Raw genomic sequence first — 17729 nt, 5'->3', positions numbered from 1 at the left:
CCTAATCGGCTTGGGCGGGGGCGCTGTCTTTGCGGCCGGTGCGCATCGCGGCCCAGAATCGGGCCGCCTCGCGCACGGATTCCTCGACCGGGCGGGGCTGCCAGCCCAATTCCCGGACCGCCTTGCTGTGGTCGACGGGCGCTTCCGCCCGCATCATCCGCACCGAGGCGAGGCTGAGCTCGGCATCCTTGCCGGTGAGGCGGGCCCGCAGGCTGCCCAGCGCGCCGAGGGCATACAGCGTCGGCACCGAGATCGAGCGCCGCGGCGCCGGCACGCCGGCCTCGTCGGCCGCGATCCGCACGACGTCCTTCAGCGCGATCATCCGCTCGGAAATCAGGTAACGCTCGCCGATGCGGCCGCGCTCGGCGGCCAGGATCATGGCCCGCGCGGCGTCGTCGACGCCGACGACCTCCAGTTCGATGCCGTCCATGAGGAAGGGCAGCTTGCCGAAGACCGCGCCGGCGATGAACGCCCCATGCGGGGTGCGGCCCCAGTCGCCGCTGCCGTACGTCGTCGAGACGCACATGGCCACGGCGGGCAACCCCGCCTCGGCCGCGTAGCGCATCACCAAGTCCTCGGCCTGCACCCGGGACTGGACATACGGGGTCAGCCCGCGCGGCTCGATGACGTCGTCCTCGGTCGCCACGTGCCCGTGCCGCCGGCCCACCGTGGCGTAGGTGCTGGTGAAGACGAACCGGTGCAGACCCGGTTGTCTGACGGCCACGTCGAGGACGTTGCGCAGGCCTTCGACGTTGGTGCGAAACAGCGGCGACGGATCCCGCAGCCAGGCGCGGGTGTCGACGACGCAGTAGTAGACGTCGTCGACGCCGTCCATCGCCTCGCGCAGCGTCGCGGTGTCGAACACGTCGCCGTGAAACCGGCTGAGCTTGAGGTCGTCGATGGCGCGGGTGTTGGCGGTCGGGCGCACCATAGCGCGCACGTCGTGTCCGTCGGCCACCAGCTGGCGGGTCACGTGCGAACCCAAAAAGCCGTTGGCGCCTATGACGAGCTTGGGTTTCGCGCTCACTGGACCCCTCCGTGTTGCTGCATCCAGCGCGCGGCCTCCTCGTCGAGGGTGCCGAGGGCCTGCGCCTTGCGGCACCACTTCATGCCCGCTCGCAGGAACCGCAGCGGGTTGTAGATGTCTTCTTCGCGGCTCCACTGGCCGTCGCCGGCGTACGTGATGATCGTGATGTTGGTGGCGCTGATGACGCTGCCGTCGCCGGGGTCGCGCATGGGGTTGTCCAGTTCGAGGATGACCCGACCGGTGGGCTCGTCGATGACCGACCACAACGTCGGGAATGCCACCATGTGGCTGCCCGGGAACGTCGTCATCGTTTTATGGATCCAGTCGCGCACTTGGTCGCGGCCCCGCATGGTGCCAGCCGCGTGCTCGACGTAGAGCACGTCGGGGGTGTACTGGCGCACCCAGGCGTCCCAGTCGCGGGTCTGCGCGGCCCGCGCCACCGTGGCCTCGAACTGCTCGAACGCCGAAGCAAGTTCGCTCCGGGAAAACTCTCGCGTGCCCACAACAGAACTAGAACACGTTCTAATGAAGTTTGTCGAGGGTTCGCCCGGCCGGTGATGCGGGATAATCGGAGGCGATGCACGCACACGGCAAGGAGGACGGGTATGGCGGCGCATGAGAAGGCGATCCTGGCCGGCGGCTGCTTTTGGGGCATGCAAGACCTGATTCGCAAGCAGCCCGGCGTGATTTCGACCCGGGTCGGCTACACCGGGGGTGACGTTCCCAACGCGACCTACCGCAACCACGGCACGCACGCCGAGGCCATCGAGATCATCTACGACCCGGCGGTCACCGATTACCGCACGCTGCTGGAGTTCTTCTTCCAAATTCACGACCCGACGACGAAGAACCGGCAGGGCAACGACCTGGGGCCCAGCTACCGCTCGGCCATCTTCTACCTCGACGACGAGCAAAAGCGCGTCGCGCTGGACACCATCGCCGACGTGGACGCGTCGGGGCTATGGCCCGGCAAGGTGGTCACCGAGGTCAGCCCGGCCGGTGACTTCTGGGAGGCCGAGCCCGAGCACCAGGACTACCTGGAGCGCTACCCCCAGGGGTACACGTGCCACTACGTGCGGCCGGGCTGGAAGTTGCCGCGCCGCGCATCGGCGCCCCAGTAGGCCGGTTCAGCGCCGACGAACCGCGATGCGCCCGCCGTCCTTGGGAATGTAGGCGACGCCCCGGCAGTACCACCGCTCCCCCGGTGCTGCCGTGGTCTCGATGGTGAACTGGCGCAATACCGTTCGCAGCACGACGTCCATCTCCATGTTGGCGAACGCGGCGCCCACGCACCGCCGGGTGCCGCCGCCGAACGGGATCCAGGCGAAGGTCGACGGCTTGTTCCCGATATACCGCCGCGGGTCGAAACGGTCCGGATCGGGATAGACCGCGGGGTCGTCGTGAATCTGAGCGATGCTGACGATGAGCGAATTTCCTTGGGGGATAACCCATTCCCCAAGCCTGAAGGTCGGCGCATAGACACGCCTGGCCGCGAAATCGATTACCGTGCGCGTGCGCTGCACCTCGAGAATCGCGGCTTGGCGCAGCTCCGAACCGCCGTTGTCGGCCTCTTCGACCATGGCCGCCAGCACGTCGGGGTGCCTGACCAACCGCTCGAACGCCCAGGCGAGCGTGGCCGCGGTGGTTTCGTGCCCGGCGGCAAGCAGCGTCAGCAGCTCGTCACCGATGTCCTTGCGCGACATCGTCGAACCGTCGTCGTAAGTGCTGCGCAGCATCAGGGCGAGCACGTCGGTTCGCTCGGCGAAGTTGGGGTCGGCCCGCTCGGCGGCGATCAGCCGGTCGAGGACGATGTCGTACTGGCGGCGCCACTCGGCCAGCCGCCCCCAGGGGCTGAACCGGCCATAGGTCCGTTGCGGTTTGGGCAGGGTGGCCAGGCGCGAGCCGAGGGTGACCCACGGCGGGATGAGCCGGCGCAGCTCGTCGAGCTCGGCGCCGTCGGCGCCGAAGACGGCGCGCAGGATGGCGTTGAGCGTGATGCGCATCGTCGACGGCAGCGTCGGAAACGGCCGGCCCTCCGGCCAGTTCGCGGTCTCGCGTAGGGTCTCTTCCTCGATGATGGCCTCGTAGTTCTTCATGCTCTTGCCGTGGAACGGCGGCGCCAACAACCGCCGGCGCCTGCGATGATCGTCGCGGTCGAGCGCGAAGACCGAACCCGAGCCGAACAGGCGGCTCAGGTTGGGCTGGATGTTGCCGAGCTCCTCGGGGCTGGTGGTGAAGATCCGCTTGGCCAGCTGCGGATCACCGACCACCACGACGCGACCGTAGATCGGGACGTTGAGCATGAAGACGTTGCCGTAGCGGCGCGCCAGGCGCTTGATCATCCCGCGCCTGGAAATCGCAAAGATCATGCCGCAGAGGGGCTTTGGGATCCGGGCCGCCGGCGGCAATCGGACTGCCGGGGACGCCGGGGGGGCCGTGGCTAGCTCGCTCATGGCGGTGGTCGCTCCCAATCATCTGCCCCGAAGCGGGGTGGTACCGCGCTGTACCAAGCGTTCCCGGGATACGGTACTCTGTGGTACCAGACCGGACAAGGTGCCGTGATCACCGAAGGGGGCGCCGGCCGTGACAGCAGCGGTTGACGACGCGGTCCTCGGCGAGGTCGATCCGTTCCGGCTTCGGCTGCTCGACGGCCTCGCCACCTCGATCGCCGAGCGCGGTTACCGCGCCAGCACGGTCGCCGACATCGTCCGCCACGCCCGCACCTCCAAGCGCACCTTCTATGGCCAGTTCGCCAGCAAGGAGGAATGCTTCCTGGAACTGCTGCGGGACGACATCGAAAAGCTGGGCGAACACATCGCAGCGGCAGTCGATCCCGAAGCCGACTGGCACCGGCAGATCCGCCAGGCCGTCGAGGCCTACGTGGGCCACATCGAGTCGCGCCCGGCCATAACCTTGAGCTGGATCCGCGAACTTCCGTCGCTGGGCGCGGTCGCCCGCCCCGTCCAGCGCCACGGGCAGCAGTTGCTGTCCGACCTGCTGATCGCCCTCAGCGCCAACCCTGGGTTCCGGCGCGCGCAGCTGCCGCCGCTGACGGCGCCGCTGGCGTTGATCCTGCTGGGGGGCCTGCGCGAACTGACCGCCGTCACCGTCGAGGACGCCCGGCCCGTCCGAGAAATAGTCGAACCGGCCATCGACGCCTCCGTAGCTTTGCTCGGCCCCCGACATTAGGCTCGACCCCGACCCGGAAAACCACGACGGAGGATCGCGATGCGGTTATCGACCCGAAACCAGCTCCAAGGAACGATCACCGAAGTGGAGATCGGTAGCGTGATGGCGATCGTGAGGGTGAAGCTGGACGGCGGCGATCAGACCGTCACGGCGTCGGTCACCAAGGACGCCGCGCTCGAGCTCGGCCTCAAAGAGGGGCAGCCCGCGACCGTCTTCATTAAGTCCACCGAGGTCACCATCGGCGTCGACTGACGCGCAAGGCTCAGCGGCGCTTCACTTTTCGTCGCGAAGGAAGGCCTTGAGTCGGTCCAGCACCAGCTCGGGCCGCTGTTCGACGATCCAGTGGCCGGCGCCCTCGACGATCTCGACCTCGAAATCGCTTATGCGGTCGGCATATCCGTCAAGTAGATCCACCGTGAGCACCGGGTCTTTGGTGCCGCTGAGCCAGCGCACGGGCACGTCGACGCGGGCGTCGTCGTATTCGCCGCGCAGCCAACGGAACAGCTCCGTGCTCAAAAACGTCCGGTACCACCGCGAACCGGCCAGCGCGTGGCCGGGCTGACGCATGCACTCGATGTAGAAGCGGACGTCGTCGTCGGGTACCAGGTAGCCGCCGCCCACCCACGACGCCAGAGCCCGGTAGAACCGGGCCTTGGGATCGCCGACCACACGCGGGCCGATCACCGGCAGCGCGATCGGTACCTGGTACCAGAACCGCCAGAGGTTGCGGAGCATCTTGAGGCTGGGGATCACCCAGGGCGCGGAAGTGTTCATCCCGAAAAAGCCGGTGACTTTCTCCGGGTGGCGCAGCATCATCGTGAACGCGATGGGGCCGCCCCAGTCGTGGGCGGCGAGCCTGACGGTCGCGACGCCCAACCGATCGAGGGCCGCGGCCAAGTCGTCGGCCATGTCGTTCTTGAGGTACCGGCAGCGGGGGCCGAGCTCCAGCCCGCGCCGCGGAGGTCCGGGCACAGCACCCGAAACCCGTCCTCGGCCAGCGGTTGGATCAATTCGTGCCATTCCCACCAGTTCTGGGGGAAGCCGTGCACCAGCATCACCGCCGGGCCGTGGGCCGGGCCGGCATCCGCGACGTGGATGGTGACGCCGTCGCCGAGTTCGACATACCTGTGTTCGACACCGTCCAGCGCGGGCATAGCGACCATGTGTTGAGAAGGTACTCGATGCCCCCATTAGGCCAGGAACCGCTCGACGTAGGGCGCGAAGCGCTCGCGCAGGCCCTCTTCGGTCAGCCCGAACATCTCGGGCGACGTCTCGACGCTTCCCAGCCGGCCGCGCCGGTGCCGTGCGGCGTAGTCGGCGATCGCCGCGCGCACCGGCTCGCTGCAGGGTTCGCCGGCCAGGGCGTACACCCGCTCGGCGACGCCCAGTTCGTCGGCCATGAAGTCGTCGAAACGCACGTCGACCGAGCGTTCCGGGCCGATCGTGTCGCGGTCGCGGACGAGCGCGGCGAGCATTCGATCCAGGCGCTCGATCCAGTAGGCCGCGATCTTCGCCACGGGCACCGGTGAGCGGTGCATCCGCGCGGAATAGGTGATCATCGCGATCATCGACAGCGCCACCGGCACCGGGTCGCGGTGGGTGAACACGACGATGCTGCCCGGGAAGACCCGATCCAGCACCGGCACCTGCTCGAGGTGCTGGGGCGACTTGAGCAGCCAGCGCCGCCCGCCGCGCAGGAACTGCATCGCCTTGAGCTGTCGGGCCAGGTGACGGTAGTGGGGAGTCTGGTCGTGGGCGGTGTAGTGGTCGCGCCAGCGCGGCACGTCGGCCAGCGTCTCGAAGAGCATCGTGGAAAAGTCGTTGGCCAGCAACTGGATCTCTTCGTGGACGTGGTCGGTGGTCATCTCGTGCATCAGCGCGAAATGCGGCATCACCGTGTTGATCACCGCGACGGCCACGTCCATCCGCGCCCGCCGCGGATCCGGTTCCGCCCCAACCTCATTGGGCAGCGGAAACGGTTCGACGCTCTCCCAGTACGGCATGGTGCGGAAGGTGGGCGGCGCGGCCAGCAGGTTGTGCAGGTGGGTGGTCCCGGTGCGGGGCAGGCCGGCGATCACGACCGGCGGTTGCAGCTCGATGTCGTCGATCTCGGGATGGCGACTCATCAGGTCGGTGAACAGCAGCCGGTTCTTGAGCGACTGCAGCAGCTGCCCGTAGAAGTTGACCGCTCCGGCGGGGTGCAGGCCGTCGATGTCACGCAGCGCGGCGAGGTAGACGTCGAGCCGTTCTCGGTAGTCTGGCGCGCCGAAGTCGTCGAGGCCGGTGTCGGCGGTGGCGCGGGCGTGCAGCGCGTCGGCGTCGAGCGGGCAGTCGGGGGCCATCGTGGCCATCATGTCGAGGATCTGCCGGGCCTCCGCGGTGAATCGGGGCTGCGCTAGGTCGTCGAGGATGACGACGCCGGTGTCGGTCACCTGACTTATGTTACTTTCAGTTTCGAAATGGTAGTGGATTTTGGGCGGCCCCGTGACCCCCGCATCGACGCCGCCGTGCTTTGCGCGACGGTCGAGCTCCTCGCCGAAACCGGCTACGCGGGGCTGTCGGTCGCGGCCATCGCCACGCGTGCCGGCACCAGCAAGCCCGCCATCTACCGGCGCTGGCCCAGCAAGGCCCACCTGGTGCACGAGGCCGTCTTCCCGATCGGCGCCGCGACCGCGATCCCCGACACCGGGTCGCTGCGCGACGACCTGCGTGAAATGGTCTGCCGGACAACCGATTTCCTGTCGACGCCGGCGGCCAGGTCGGCCCTTCCGGGGCTCGTCGGCGAGATGGCGGCCGACCCGACGTTGCATTCGGCGCTTTTGGAACGGTTCGCCGACGTCATCGCCGGCGGCCTCGCGGAGCGGCTCGACAAGGCCGCCGCGCGGGGCGAGGCGCGCGCCGACGTCACCGCCGCGGAACTGGCCGAAGCCGTCGCGGGCCTGACACTGGTGGCGCTGCTCACCCGCCCGGCCGAGCTCGCCCCCGACGTTCGGGATGCCTGGGTTGATCGCACGACCACGTTGCTCCTGAAGGGAATCAGCGCATGACGCATGAGTCGACCGCCGCCTGGCAAGAGCTGCTCGCGACCGTCGGGCAGCTCGACCGGTCCTTCCTCGAGGGCGCACGCGCCGTCACCGACGACCGCCACGTCGCAGACGGCTACCGCATGCTCGCCACCACGCTGGGCGTGGCCCTCGACAGCTACCTGTTCACCGAGCCGGGCCGCCCCCAGTTCGTCGCGGTGAACACGCCGTTCCGCCGCGACCGGCGATGGGGCGGCGACAACACCGACGCGTATTACTTCATGTGCCCGGTCGATCCCGCTCGGCGCTACCGCATCAGCGGCAACAAGGGCGACAGCGTCTACTTCTCGGTGACCGCCTACAACGAGCCGTCGCCCGGCGCCTGGTCGGACCGCGTCGTTGCGATAGTCCGCGACAGCGACCTCGACGTCGACGCCGATGGCAATTTCGCCTTCGAATTCCCCCCGACGCCGGATGCCGCGGTGTTGATGACGCGCGACTATCAGGCCAACCCGCTGACCGGTCGGCCGGTGGCCTGGCGCATCGAGGCGCTCGACGCGCCCGAGCCGATCCGCCACGGCGACGCGGAGACGGCCGCGCGCCTGCGGGCGGCGGCCACCTGGCTGCGCACCATGTTCGCCATCGTGCCGCTGGCGGTGGGAGTGCGCGCGGACGATCAGCACGCGCTTGGACATGAAACCGCCCACGCCGCAAACGAATTCGCCGATCCATATCAGGTGCCCGACGCCAACTTCGGCTGGTCGGCACGCGACGCGTGCTACTCCTACGGCAGCTTCGTGCTCGACGACGACGAGGCGCTGGTCATCACGCACCGGCCCCCTTCGTGCCGGTTCTGGAACATGGTGGTGTGGAACCAGTTCATGGCCACCTACGGCGCCGCCGAGGGCCCCGACGCCCGCTGTTCGGTCAACGGCCATAGCGCCGTGCCCAACGCCGACGGCTCGGTGACCATCGTGTTGTCCCGGGGGATGACGGCCCACCCGAATTCGGTGACCGCGCTGGGCTATCCGCGTGGCAACCTCGCCTTTCGCTGGTTCCTCGCCGACGGTGTGCCGGCGCGGCCGCAGGTAGAACTGGTGAAGGTGTCGGACGCGCCGACGGCCGTCTCCTAGAGTCCGCCGAGCGTGCAATGAGGGCGGAAAAATTGCGGAAATTCCGCCCTCAGTTCACGTTCGGCGAACCAGTTCGATCGCCCGCCCCAGGGTGGCTAGCTTGGCATCCAAGCTGTCCCCCGCGGGATATAACCGCACGGTGGTCACGCCCGCGTCGCGCCACACCTTGAGGCGGGCCCGTACCATCTCTTGCGTCCCAATCAAGGTGGTGGCCAGCACCATCTCGTCGGTCACCAAGGCGGCCGCGCCGTCGCGGTCGCCGCGCTGCCAGCGCTGGCGTACCTCGGCCGCGACGTCGGCCCAGCCCTGACGGCTGTAGGCCTGGTTGTAGAAGTTTGTGCTCGACGACCCCATGCCGCCGAGGCTGAACGCGAGTTCTTTCTTGCGGTCGGCGACCATGCCGGTGAGTTCGTCCTCGTCGGTCGCGAAGGCGACCTCGGCGCCCTGACAGATGTCGATGTCGGCGCGGGTGCGACCGGCGGCCGCCAGTCCCTCGTCGAGGTGAGCGAAGTAGGCGTCGTCGGCGCCCTCCGGGACGAAGCTGGTGCCCAGCCAGCCGTCCGCGATCTGTCCGGTCAACCGCAGCATCGCCGGTGACAACGTGGCCAAATAAATGGGAATAGGATGGTCGGGCCGCGTCGACAAGCGCATCGGCACCGCTTCCCCGCCCGGGCGCGGAATCTGAATCTCCTTGCCGGAGTAGGAGATCTTCCCGCCCTCGAACACCTGCCGGACGATCTCGACGGTTTCGCGCATGCGCGTCAACGGCCGGGCGAACGACACCCCGTGCAGACCTTCCATCACCTGAGGTCCGGAAGCCCCCAGGCCGAGCAGGAACCGTCCGCCGGACAGGTTGGACAACGTGATCGCCGTCTGCGCGACGAGTACCGGGGAGCGGGTACCGACCTGAATCACGCCCGAGCCGAGCAACATCCGGCCGGTCCGGGCCGCGAGGTAGCCGATGGCCGACGGAGCGTCTGTCCCCCACGCCTCGGCGACCCAGCACAGATCCAGGCCCAGTTTTTCGGCCTCGACCACGAAGTCGACCACCCCCGGTTGGGACAGCTCGACCGTCGTGGCGGTCCGCATCAGCGCACCCCGTGTTCGGCCAGCCGTTTGATCGCCGCCAGGGTCTTGTCGATCGCCGCCTCGAACTCGCGCATCCGCACGAAGACGATCTTTTCCTCCTTGTCGGGCATCGAGTCGATGGCGACCGACAAGCCCGAGCGTCCCGGGCCCATCTGCATCCAGAAGCTCAGCGCGGTACCGCCGTCGCGGGGCGTCAGCCGAAAACGCCACTTCGCCGAGGGGCTCTCGGCGTCGCCTACCGCCCAACAGAATTCACGTGGCTGGTCGCACTCGACGATCTGCGAGGTGGTGCTCCATTGTCCGAAGGCGTCGTGCTCGTTGTATCCGACGAAGCGGGCGCCGACCCGGGGCCGGTCGGCCCCGTCGGTCCACTCGACCCGCTGCAGCTCGTTGGAGAGCGTCGGCATCAGTTGGATATCGGAGACCAGGCTCCAGACCCGCTCCGGGTCAGCGTCGATCCACGTCGATGCTTCCACTGTTGGGTTGTCCGCGTAGCGGGCGCCGGTCCATTCCACGACGCCCATTGTGCTCCCGTCTACGCCGCGGCAGGAACCCGATCGTCAAGCCTGCCGGCCGTGGACTTCCGCGACCCCGGGAACGCCAACCGGACGATCTTGCGGACGACGGTGCCGAACTGGCGCGGCAGCGGACCCTTGTTGTAGGGGATGCCGTAACGTTCGCAGATCTCTTGCACCTCGGGCGCGATCTCGCCGTACCGGCGCGCCGGCATGTCCGGGAACAGGTGGTGCTCGATCTGGTGCGACAGGTTTCCCGACAGCAGATGGAAAAGCTTGCCGCCGGTCAGGTTCGCCGAACCGAGGACCTGACGGAAATACCACTGGCCGCGGGACTCGTCCGTGGTCTCCTCGACCGTGAACTCCTGTGTGCCGTCGGGGAAATGACCGCAGAAGATGATCATGTAGGACCACACGTTGCGCATCAGGTTGGCCGAGAGGTTGCCCGCGAACACGAACGGGGCGAACGGGCCGGCGAGCAGCGGGAAGGCCACGTAGTCCTTGAGCGCCTGGCGCCGCGTCTTCTTCCAGATGTCGCGCAAAACCCCGCGCTTGTCGGCCAGCCGGATCTCGCCGCTGCGGATGCGCTCGGTTTCCAGTTCGTGCAACGCGACGCCGTACTGAAACAGCACCATCAGCAAGAACGCGTAGAGCGGGTTCCCCAGGTAATAGGGGTGCCACCGCTGGTCTTCGCTCATCCGCAGGATGCCGTAGCCGATGTCGCGGTCCATCCCGACGATGTTGGTGTGGGTGTGGTGCATGTAGTTGTGCGAATGCCGCCATTGATCGGCGGGGCAAGCGGTGTCCCACTCGAAGGTGCGGCCGGAGATGGCCGGGTCCCGCATCCAGTCGTATTGACCGTGCATGACGTTGTGGCCGATCTCCATGTTGTCGAGGATCTTCGACAGGCCCAGCATCGCGGTGCCCAGCAGCCACGCCGGCGGCAAAAACAGCAGGGCGCGCCCGCCGGCCTCCAGCGCGCGCTGGGCCTTGATGACGCGACGGATGTACTCGGCGTCCTGTTCGCCGAGGTCGGCCATCACGCGTTCCTTAATGGCGTCGAGCTCGCGGCCGAACTGTTCGGCCTGCTCGGGGGTCAGGGTAATCTTCTTGTCTGACATGGGTTTACCTCCAGTGCTTTAGAGGGCGAGGTCGACGTCGCCGACCGGCACGGACACGCAGATCTGGACGTCCTCGCCGGGGCACGTCGAGACCGCGCCGGTGACCAGGTTGCGCACGGTGCCCGCGGTCTTGCGCCGGGTGCACGTGTGGCAGATGCCCATCCGGCACCCGTTCTGCGGCGTCAGCCCGGCCGATTCGGCCTGTTCCAGCAGCGACCGACCGTCGTCGACGACGTCGATTCCGCTCTCGGCGAAGGTGATTCGCCCGCCCGACGGATTGGCCGGCGCGTCGAACACGGGCGGCACGAAGCTTTCGGTGAAGACGTTGTCGCAGTGCTCTCGCACCGACTCGACCAATGTCGTTGGGCCGCAGACGAACACCGCATCGGGCGCGAGCATCGCCGCGGCCAGGTGCTCTCGGCCGAAGCGGCCGATCAGGTCGCCGCCGTCGGAGCGGGTGTAGCCGTGCAGCACCCGTACGCCCGGCAGCTCGTTGTGGGCGACCAGTTCCTCGCGGTAGCAGGCCTCCTCGGGCACCCGGGCGTAGTGGATGAACGCGACCTCGCCGCGATGGCGCTCGGCGATCAGCGTGCGCAGCATCGCCATGACCGGCGTGATGCCGCTGCCGCCCGAGACGAGCAGGATCCGCCGCGGGCGCCGCGCGGGCAACACGAAGTCACCGCCGACGCCGTCGAGGCCGACGACCATGCCGCGGCGGGCCCGCTCGTAGAGGTGATTCGACACCAGCCCTCCGTCGTGCTGACCGATCGTCAGCTCGAGGCGGGAGCTGCCTTCGGCGTTGGCCGGCGAATAGCAGCGGGTGTGCCGGCGACCGTCGATGTCGAGCGTGAGGTTGACGTGCTGGCCGGCTTTGACGGTGTGGGCGGACGCGAAGGCGTCGTTCGGAGCGAGCGTGACGGTGACGCTGCGCGGCGTGGTCCGGCGCACGTCGACGACCTTGGCGCGGGCCTCGCCCAGCGTCCACGTCGGCGCCACCAGCTCGGTGTAGCGGTCCACGCCGTGCGGACCGGTGAGCAGGTCCAGCAGGTCTGAACCCAGGACTCGCTTCCGCAGGGTTTGGGCGAGATTCCGGGTGGGTGTTTGGGTGAACATATGTACACCGTGCGTCGGCTCCTTGCAGGTCGTCAAGGTTTAGTGGCAGTTTGTGGTAGGGTTCACACAGTGAACAGCCGTACTCCTAGCTCACGGCCGCACCGCTCGGGCCGCGAGCGTTCGGGCGAAAGCCTGTCGCGCGAGGAGCGCAAGGAGGCCACCCGGCGCGCCATCATCGCCGCCGCGTTGAAGCTGCTGCAAGACCGCAGCTTTTCCAGCCTGAGCCTGCGCGAGGTGACGCGGGAGGTCGGCATCGTGCCGGCGGGCTTCTACCGCCATTTCGAGTCGATGGAGGCCCTCGGGCTGGTGCTGATCGACGAATCGTTTCGCACCCTGCGCGACACTTTGCGCGGGGCGCGCGCCGGCAAGCTGGACCCCAACCGGGTGATCGAGTCGTCGGTCGAGATCGTCGTCGCGAGCATCACGGAACGCCGCGAGCACTGGCGCTTCATCTATCGGGAGCGCTCGGGCGGAGTCACCGTGCTGCGCTACGCGATCCGCACCGAGCTGCGGCTCATCACCTCCGAGCTGGCCACCGACCTCGCCCGCTTCACCGGGCTCAACGCGTGGAGCACCGAGGACCTCAACGTGTTGGCGACGCTGTTCGTCAACTCGATGATCGTCATCGCCGAGGCGATCGAGGACGCGCAAACCTCGGAGGCGCTGGAAGACATCCGGCGGGCGGCGGTCAAGCAGCTGCGGATGATCACCATCGGGATCGCCGGCTGGCACAGCAGCCCGTAGCGGCTCGCCTCATCTTTCGCGAGTGAACAACCGAGCACTGATTACTCGTCGACGACCTCGTACAGCGAGTCCCCGTCTTCGGGTGTGCCGTCGATCTGCCCCCGGTGGGCGCGCCCGGGAACCTCGTCGTCCGCGGGGCCGACCCTATCGGGGGTGAGGTCCGGCTCTTCCTCGGCCAGGCGGTCGTCGAGGGATTCGCCCTCTCGAGCTTCGCGCGCCGTCATCCCGAACCGGTCGGCCTCGCTCCAGCCCTCGGGCGGGTCCACGACGATGTCGCCGTCGTCGTTGCGCAGCTCGTCGGGGTCGGTGCCTTCGCTGGGGTTCAGGGTGTCGCCCGGGCCGCCTTCCTCGGGGAAGTCGGCGGCGTCGACCAGCTCGTCGGCTTGGGGGTTTTCGCTCATGCGCACCGGTTGCCCGCCGCCTGGGGCGGCTAAACGCTGCCGGCCGCTATCGCGGCGCGCGCCACATCGCCCACAGCGGCGGGCCGCCGTCGGGCAGCGGGATCTCGCGGGTGACGGTGAAGCCGAAACGTTCGTAGTACGGGACGTTTTCGGGCTTGCTCGACTCGAGATACGCCGGGCAGTACTCGGCGTCGCAGCGGTCCAGCCGGGACCGCATCAGTGCCTGCCCGAAGCCTTGGCCGCGGACGCTCGGGTCGCTTCCGATCACGGCCAGATACCAGTGCGGTTCTTCCGGGTGCATGCGCTTCATCAGTTCCTGCACCGCCCGTCCACGCATCGAGCGCGCGCCGAAGACCCGGATGAACGTCGGCGTCATCGCGAGCTGGCCCCAGCGCGTTTCCTGCCATTGATTCGGCGGATCCCACAGCGCCGCCGCACCGATCTCCGGGCCGTCGGCGGCCACCTCGACGCCGCCCCGGCTCAGGTGGTGGTGCCGGGTCATCGTTGCGAACAGCCGGTATAGCTGAGCGGTGCGCGCCTTGTCGTCCGGCAGCAACCACATCATCACCGGGTCGTCGTAGAACGCCCGCGCCAGCGTGCGGCACAGGTTGCGGATGTCGGGTCTCGACGCCGGGCGCGCCTGCGGGGTCACCCACGTCAGGCTAGCGGGTCGCCGCCATTGAGCCAGCGGCGATCGCGAGAGCGGCGCAGCCGGTCGACGCGGGTCGCCGCCATTGAGCCAGCGTGTGACGCGGGGAACGACGGGTATGCCGATGGGGTGACTGGCATCTCGCGGCGCGCGTTCGGGCGGCTGGCCGCGGGCGCGGGGATGATCGGCGGCGCCGGGTTTTGCGAAGGCTGCGGCAAGCCGGGAGCCGACCACGCCAATTCCCCCGGTCCGCCCGCGCCGGCGGCCAGGGGCGTCGGCGTCGTGCTCTCCCACGAGCAATTCCGCACCGATCGCCTAGTGGCGCAGGCCCAGGCCGCTGAACAGGCCGGTTTTCAATACGTGTGGGCCAGTGACCACATTCAGCCCTGGCAGGACAACGAGGGACACTCGATGTTCCCGTGGCTGACGCTGGCTCTGGTCGGCAACAGCACCAGCCGCATCTCGTTTGGCACCGGGGTGACCTGCCCGACGTACCGCTATCACCCCGCCACCGTGGCCCAGGCTTTCGCCTCGCTGGCGATCCTCAGCCCCGGCCGGGTGTTTTTGGGAGTGGGCACCGGGGAGCGACTCAACGAGCAGGCCACCACCAACACCTACGGCAACTACCGCGAGCGGCATGACCGGCTCGTCGAGGCCATCGAGCTGATCCGTCAGCTGTGGAGCGGTTCACGAATCTCCTTCTCCGGCCGTTACTTTCAGACGAACGCCCTGAAGCTTTACGACACGCCTCCCACGCCGCCGCCGATCTTCGTCGCGGCCGGCGGCCCGAAAAGCGCAAGATTGGCCGGCCAATACGGCGACGGCTGGATCACCCAGGCCCATGACCTGACGAACGCCAAACTGCTGGCGGCCTTCGGCGCGGGCGCCCAAGCCGCCGGCCGCGACCCCGCCACCTTGGGAAAGCGCGCCGAGCTGTTCGCCGTGGTCGGCGACGACCGGGAGGCCCGCCGCGCCGCCGCCCTGTGGCGATTCACCGCCGGAGCCGTCGACCAGCCCAACCCCGTCGAAATTCAGCGTGCCGCCGAAGCGAACCCGGAAGAAAAGGTGCTCGGCAACTGGACTGTGGGAAACGATCCCGCAACCCACATCGACGCCGTGCAAAGGGTTCTCGACGCCGGGGCCGTTCCATTTCTGCACTTTCCCCAGGACGATCCCGTCGCCGCCATCGATTTCTACCGCGCCAGCGTCCTGCCCAAACTGCGCTAGCCCGGCCGCCGTGCAGCCGTTTCAACGCATCCGCCCCGGGTATCCGCAGCCAACTCTTCCGAAATGGCCCACTGGGAAGGCAAGGTATGGACGCTTTAACGTTTTTACGTCAGGACCACAAGAGTGTGCTCGGCCTGTTCGAGACGCTCGACGGGGCGCCGTCGGGCTCGGGCGCCGAGAGCAGCGGCCTCGAAACCGTGGTCAACAACCTCATCATCGCCGAGTCGCAGCACGAGGCGATCGAAGAGCAGTTCTTTTGGCCGGCGGTGCGCGATGCGCTCGAGGACGGCGACGCGCTCGCCGACAAGGCGATCGAGCAGGAGCAGGCCGGCAAGAAGCTGCTGCAACGGCTCGAGGACGGAAAGCCGGGTGACCCGGACTACCACGAAGCGCTGCAGGGGTTCGTGAAGGCGGGTCGCGAACACATCGCCTACGAGCAGGACGTGGTCTGGCCCCGGGTCGAGGCCGCGATCAGCCGCGCGGAGTTGGAGAAGATCGGCGAAAAGCTCGAGCACGCAAAGAAGATGGCGCCGACCCGCCCGCACCCGGACACCCCGCCCAATCCGGCGGTGCTCAAGACGATGGGCATGGGCGCGGCGATCATGGATCACGTGCGCGACGCGGTCACCGGCCGCGGCGAGGACAACCCGCCGGACCCGCAGGTGCACTGACGCAACGGGGTTTTAAGAAGGCCGGGCGTTGGCAGTGCGACGCCCGGCCTTCTTAAATTGCGCGAGATTAGCTCGTCGCCGCGTGCTGTTCGTGCGTGAACGGCTTCTCGGCCTCGATGGCGGGCGAGCCCTGGGGGTTCTGCTCGGCGCCCTTGTTTTGCCGGGTGGTGCCGCCCAGCCACTGCTGCTCGGGCTTCTCGACGTACTCCCATTCCATGCCCTGGGGCCACGGGCCCTGCCCTTGGTTCCACGGACCGCGGATCGATTCGCCGCCGCCGTTCGACATGTTGAATGCCACGTTTTGGAACCGCGGGTCGCCCGGCAGTTGGCCCGGCGGGAAGTTCACCGGCAGCTCGTTGAGCGCCGCGGTGAACTGCTGGTAGTGCGCCACCTCGCGCGTCATCAAAAAGCTCAGGGTGTCCTGCACGCCCGGGTCGTCGGTGAACTGCTTGAGGTACTCGTAGACGATTTTCGCGCGGGACTCCGCGGCCACGTTGTTGCGCAGGTCCACCGTGGGATCGCCGTTGGCGTCGATGTAGGCGCCCGTCCAGTTGTTGCCGCCGGAGTCCTTGACGTCCGGACCGCCGCCGCTCAGCACCAGGAACAGCGGGTTGACGGCAATCGAGTGGATGATGCCGTCCCGGCCGCCGGTGCTGGCCACCGCGGGCATCCAGTCACAGCGCTCGTTGGCAATTTTCAGGTTGTCGTTGAGGCCGTCGAGCAACATCGTGATCATCGAGCCGACCATCTCCAGGTGGCTGAGTTCCTCGGTCGCAATGTCCATGAAGAGGTCATACATTTTCGGGTTCTTCTGCCGCAGCACGAAGGCTTGGGTGAAGTACTGCAGCGCGGCGGTGAGTTCGCCGTTGGCACCGCCGAACTGGTCCATCAGCAGCGACGCAAACCGTGGATCCGGTCGGTCGACTCGGACCTCGAATTGAAGATCTTTGTTGTGTACGAACACTGGGGGCCTCCCTAGCGGGTCAGATGTTTCCGGTCGACGCCGGATACCCGCGGCCTATCCGACCAAACGCCGTGATAGCAAAACCGAAGCGGTGCGCCGTCCACGCTCCCGGCGCCACGCGCCGGGTGACGCGTCGCGCGCGGATCGTGGACAATCCGGACCTATGGAGTCTTTCGACCAGCCCTCGCGACACCACCTAGCCGTGCGGATGGCCGAGCTCGCCCGCGAGATTACCGTGCCGCGGGACCTGGAACAGATTCTCGCCGACGTGACCACCGCGGCGGTGCAACTCATCCCGGCCGCGGACATCGCGGGAGTGCTGCTGGTGAAAAAGGGCGGGGAATTCGACTCGTTGGCCGACACCGACAGCCTGGTCGCGCAGCTCGACAAGCTGCAGCACGACTTCGGCGAGGGCCCCTGCCACGATGCCGCGCTCAGTGAGACGATCGTGCGGGCCGATGACCTTCGCCACGAACCGCGTTGGCCCCGCTACGCACCGGCCGCCGTGGAGCGCGGCGTTCTCAGCAGCCTGTCGTTCAAGCTGTATACGGCGGAGCGTACGGCGGGCGCGCTGAATTTGTTCAGTTTCAAGGCCGACGCGTGGGACGCCGAGGCCGAAACCATCGGATCGGTGTTCGCCGCGCACGCCGCCGCGGCGATCATGGCCGGGCGCCACGGGGAACAAATGCTCTCGGCGCTGTCCAGCAGGGACCGCATCGGCCAGGCCAAGGGCATCATCATGGAACGCTATGGCGTCGACGAAGTGCGCGCGTTCGAGTTGCTGCGGCGGCTATCGCAAGAGAGCCAGACCGAACTCATCGACGTCGCCCAGCGCGTGATCGAAACCCGCGGCACATGAACGG

Annotated in this window: 20 protein-coding genes and 1 pseudogene; 9 read left to right on the top strand and 12 right to left on the bottom strand. The window is 67.9% G+C overall.

Going from position 1 to position 17729, the window contains the following annotated elements:
* Position 1 precedes the first annotated feature (1 nt).
* Both AWC19_RS24185 and AWC19_RS24180 read right to left on the bottom strand, forming a co-directional pair.
* Complete coding sequence (locus AWC19_RS24185; RefSeq protein ID WP_085080610.1) at positions 2-1027, bottom strand: NAD-dependent epimerase/dehydratase family protein; 1026 nt, start codon at positions 1025-1027, stop codon at positions 2-4.
* Positions 1024-1530 (bottom strand): nuclear transport factor 2 family protein, encoded by a 507-nt coding sequence (locus tag AWC19_RS24180; protein WP_085080609.1) that lies wholly within the window; start codon positions 1528-1530, stop codon positions 1024-1026. The genes AWC19_RS24185 and AWC19_RS24180 overlap by 4 nt, the downstream gene beginning before the upstream one ends.
* Before the next feature lie 102 nt (positions 1531-1632).
* Between AWC19_RS24180 and msrA the strand changes: the two genes are divergently transcribed.
* Entirely contained in the window at positions 1633-2148 is a 516-nt protein-coding gene (msrA, locus tag AWC19_RS24175) for a peptide-methionine (S)-S-oxide reductase MsrA (protein WP_085080608.1), read from the top strand.
* 6 nt (positions 2149-2154) lie between these two features.
* On the opposite strand, the gene AWC19_RS24170 is transcribed toward msrA, so the two are convergent.
* Entirely contained in the window at positions 2155-3480 is a 1326-nt protein-coding gene (locus AWC19_RS24170) for a cytochrome P450 (RefSeq protein WP_085080607.1), read from the bottom strand.
* A gap of 130 nt (positions 3481-3610) precedes the next feature.
* Here AWC19_RS24170 and AWC19_RS24165 point away from each other — a divergent pair, with 130 nt between their 5' ends.
* Both AWC19_RS24165 and AWC19_RS24160 read left to right on the top strand, forming a co-directional pair.
* On the top strand, positions 3611-4216 hold the full coding sequence (locus AWC19_RS24165) for a TetR/AcrR family transcriptional regulator (protein ID WP_085080606.1): 606 nt from the start codon (positions 3611-3613) through the stop codon (positions 4214-4216).
* A 39-nt stretch (positions 4217-4255) separates the two neighbouring features.
* Positions 4256-4468, top strand: a complete 213-nt coding sequence (locus AWC19_RS24160) for a TOBE domain-containing protein (RefSeq protein ID WP_085080605.1) — start codon at positions 4256-4258, stop codon at positions 4466-4468.
* Between the two features lie 21 nt (positions 4469-4489).
* On the opposite strand, the pseudogene AWC19_RS24155 reads toward AWC19_RS24160, so the two are convergent.
* Together AWC19_RS24155 and AWC19_RS24150 are read right to left on the bottom strand one after the other, a co-directional pair.
* Positions 4490-5379, bottom strand: a pseudogene (locus AWC19_RS24155) (alpha/beta fold hydrolase).
* Positions 5380-5406: 27 nt separating this feature from the next.
* Positions 5407-6570: a sulfotransferase family protein gene (locus AWC19_RS24150; protein WP_142281390.1), complete on the bottom strand. Its 1164-nt coding sequence runs from the start codon at positions 6568-6570 to the stop codon at positions 5407-5409.
* 105 nt (positions 6571-6675) lie between these two features.
* On the opposite strand from AWC19_RS24150, the gene AWC19_RS24145 reads away from it, so the two are divergent.
* Positions 6676-7263, top strand: coding sequence for a TetR/AcrR family transcriptional regulator (locus tag AWC19_RS24145; protein ID WP_085080603.1), 588 nt, complete (start codon positions 6676-6678; stop codon positions 7261-7263).
* Positions 7260-8372, top strand: coding sequence for a DUF1214 domain-containing protein (locus AWC19_RS24140; protein WP_085080602.1), 1113 nt, complete (start codon positions 7260-7262; stop codon positions 8370-8372). Before AWC19_RS24145 ends, AWC19_RS24140 begins: the two co-directional genes overlap by 4 nt.
* A gap of 54 nt (positions 8373-8426) precedes the next feature.
* Here AWC19_RS24140 and AWC19_RS24135 read toward each other — a convergent pair whose 3' ends face one another.
* Genes AWC19_RS24135 through AWC19_RS24120 form a run of 4 tightly spaced genes read right to left on the bottom strand, consistent with a single transcriptional unit; the run spans position 8427 to position 12210 of the window.
* Positions 8427-9461, bottom strand: a complete 1035-nt coding sequence (locus AWC19_RS24135) for an LLM class flavin-dependent oxidoreductase (RefSeq protein ID WP_085080601.1) — start codon at positions 9459-9461, stop codon at positions 8427-8429.
* Positions 9461-9985 (bottom strand): SRPBCC family protein, encoded by a 525-nt coding sequence (locus AWC19_RS24130; protein WP_211284987.1) that lies wholly within the window; start codon positions 9983-9985, stop codon positions 9461-9463. The genes AWC19_RS24135 and AWC19_RS24130 overlap by 1 nt, the downstream gene beginning before the upstream one ends.
* Before the next feature lie 11 nt (positions 9986-9996).
* Complete coding sequence (locus tag AWC19_RS24125) at positions 9997-11097, bottom strand: fatty acid desaturase family protein (protein WP_085080600.1); 1101 nt, start codon at positions 11095-11097, stop codon at positions 9997-9999.
* A gap of 18 nt (positions 11098-11115) precedes the next feature.
* Positions 11116-12210, bottom strand: a complete 1095-nt coding sequence (locus tag AWC19_RS24120; protein WP_085080599.1) for a ferredoxin reductase — start codon at positions 12208-12210, stop codon at positions 11116-11118.
* Between the two features lie 69 nt (positions 12211-12279).
* Between AWC19_RS24120 and AWC19_RS24115 the strand changes: the two genes are divergently transcribed.
* The gene (locus tag AWC19_RS24115; protein WP_085080598.1) at positions 12280-12954 is read left to right on the top strand and encodes a TetR family transcriptional regulator; all 675 of its coding nucleotides are present in this window, start codon (positions 12280-12282) and stop codon (positions 12952-12954) included.
* A 41-nt stretch (positions 12955-12995) separates the two neighbouring features.
* Here the strand turns inward: AWC19_RS24115 and AWC19_RS24110 are convergent, their stop codons facing one another.
* Entirely contained in the window at positions 12996-13355 is a 360-nt protein-coding gene (locus AWC19_RS24110) for a hypothetical protein (protein ID WP_085080597.1), read from the bottom strand.
* A gap of 46 nt (positions 13356-13401) precedes the next feature.
* A complete protein-coding gene (locus AWC19_RS24105; protein ID WP_085080596.1) occupies positions 13402-14007 on the bottom strand; it encodes a GNAT family N-acetyltransferase in 606 nt (201 codons plus the stop codon).
* A gap of 126 nt (positions 14008-14133) precedes the next feature.
* On the opposite strand from AWC19_RS24105, the gene AWC19_RS24100 reads away from it, so the two are divergent.
* Entirely contained in the window at positions 14134-15231 is a 1098-nt protein-coding gene (locus tag AWC19_RS24100) for a F420-dependent hydroxymycolic acid dehydrogenase (RefSeq protein WP_085080595.1), read from the top strand.
* A gap of 86 nt (positions 15232-15317) precedes the next feature.
* On the top strand, positions 15318-15902 hold the full coding sequence (locus AWC19_RS24095) for a hemerythrin domain-containing protein (protein WP_085080594.1): 585 nt from the start codon (positions 15318-15320) through the stop codon (positions 15900-15902).
* 67 nt (positions 15903-15969) lie between these two features.
* Here the strand turns inward: AWC19_RS24095 and AWC19_RS24090 are convergent, their stop codons facing one another.
* Positions 15970-16866 carry a manganese catalase family protein gene (locus AWC19_RS24090; protein WP_085080593.1) on the bottom strand — a complete coding sequence of 299 codons (897 nt, stop codon included), beginning with the start codon at positions 16864-16866 and terminating at the stop codon, positions 15970-15972.
* A gap of 163 nt (positions 16867-17029) precedes the next feature.
* On the opposite strand from AWC19_RS24090, the gene AWC19_RS24085 reads away from it, so the two are divergent.
* Positions 17030-17725 (top strand): GAF and ANTAR domain-containing protein, encoded by a 696-nt coding sequence (locus AWC19_RS24085; RefSeq protein WP_085080592.1) that lies wholly within the window; start codon positions 17030-17032, stop codon positions 17723-17725.
* Positions 17726-17729 lie beyond the last annotated feature (4 nt).

This window comes from Mycobacterium palustre, from assembly GCF_002101785.1.
GTDB classification, from domain to species: domain Bacteria; phylum Actinomycetota; class Actinomycetes; order Mycobacteriales; family Mycobacteriaceae; genus Mycobacterium; species Mycobacterium palustre.
Note: the sequence above shows the minus strand (reverse complement) of the source record. Positions and strands in the feature narration are given on the sequence as shown.

Coding starts and splice junctions, on each gene's coding strand:
- AWC19_RS24120 (WP_085080599.1), bottom strand. CDS start 12,210: ATGTTCACCCAAACACCCACCCGGAATCTCGCCCAAACCCTGCGGAAG.
- AWC19_RS24135 (WP_085080601.1), bottom strand. CDS start 9,461: ATGCGGACCGCCACGACGGTCGAGCTGTCCCAACCGGGGGTGGTCGAC.
- AWC19_RS24085 (WP_085080592.1), top strand. CDS start 17,030: ATGGAGTCTTTCGACCAGCCCTCGCGACACCACCTAGCCGTGCGGATG.
- AWC19_RS24125 (WP_085080600.1), bottom strand. CDS start 11,097: ATGTCAGACAAGAAGATTACCCTGACCCCCGAGCAGGCCGAACAGTTC.
- AWC19_RS24130 (WP_211284987.1), bottom strand. CDS start 9,985: ATGGGCGTCGTGGAATGGACCGGCGCCCGCTACGCGGACAACCCAACA.
- AWC19_RS24170 (WP_085080607.1), bottom strand. CDS start 3,480: ATGAGCGAGCTAGCCACGGCCCCCCCGGCGTCCCCGGCAGTCCGATTG.
- AWC19_RS24110 (WP_085080597.1), bottom strand. CDS start 13,355: ATGAGCGAAAACCCCCAAGCCGACGAGCTGGTCGACGCCGCCGACTTC.
- msrA (WP_085080608.1), top strand. CDS start 1,633: ATGGCGGCGCATGAGAAGGCGATCCTGGCCGGCGGCTGCTTTTGGGGC.
- AWC19_RS24145 (WP_085080603.1), top strand. CDS start 6,676: ATGGTAGTGGATTTTGGGCGGCCCCGTGACCCCCGCATCGACGCCGCC.
- AWC19_RS24150 (WP_142281390.1), bottom strand. CDS start 6,570: ATGATGGCCACGATGGCCCCCGACTGCCCGCTCGACGCCGACGCGCTG.
- AWC19_RS24140 (WP_085080602.1), top strand. CDS start 7,260: ATGACGCATGAGTCGACCGCCGCCTGGCAAGAGCTGCTCGCGACCGTC.
- AWC19_RS24095 (WP_085080594.1), top strand. CDS start 15,318: ATGGACGCTTTAACGTTTTTACGTCAGGACCACAAGAGTGTGCTCGGC.
- AWC19_RS24160 (WP_085080605.1), top strand. CDS start 4,256: ATGCGGTTATCGACCCGAAACCAGCTCCAAGGAACGATCACCGAAGTG.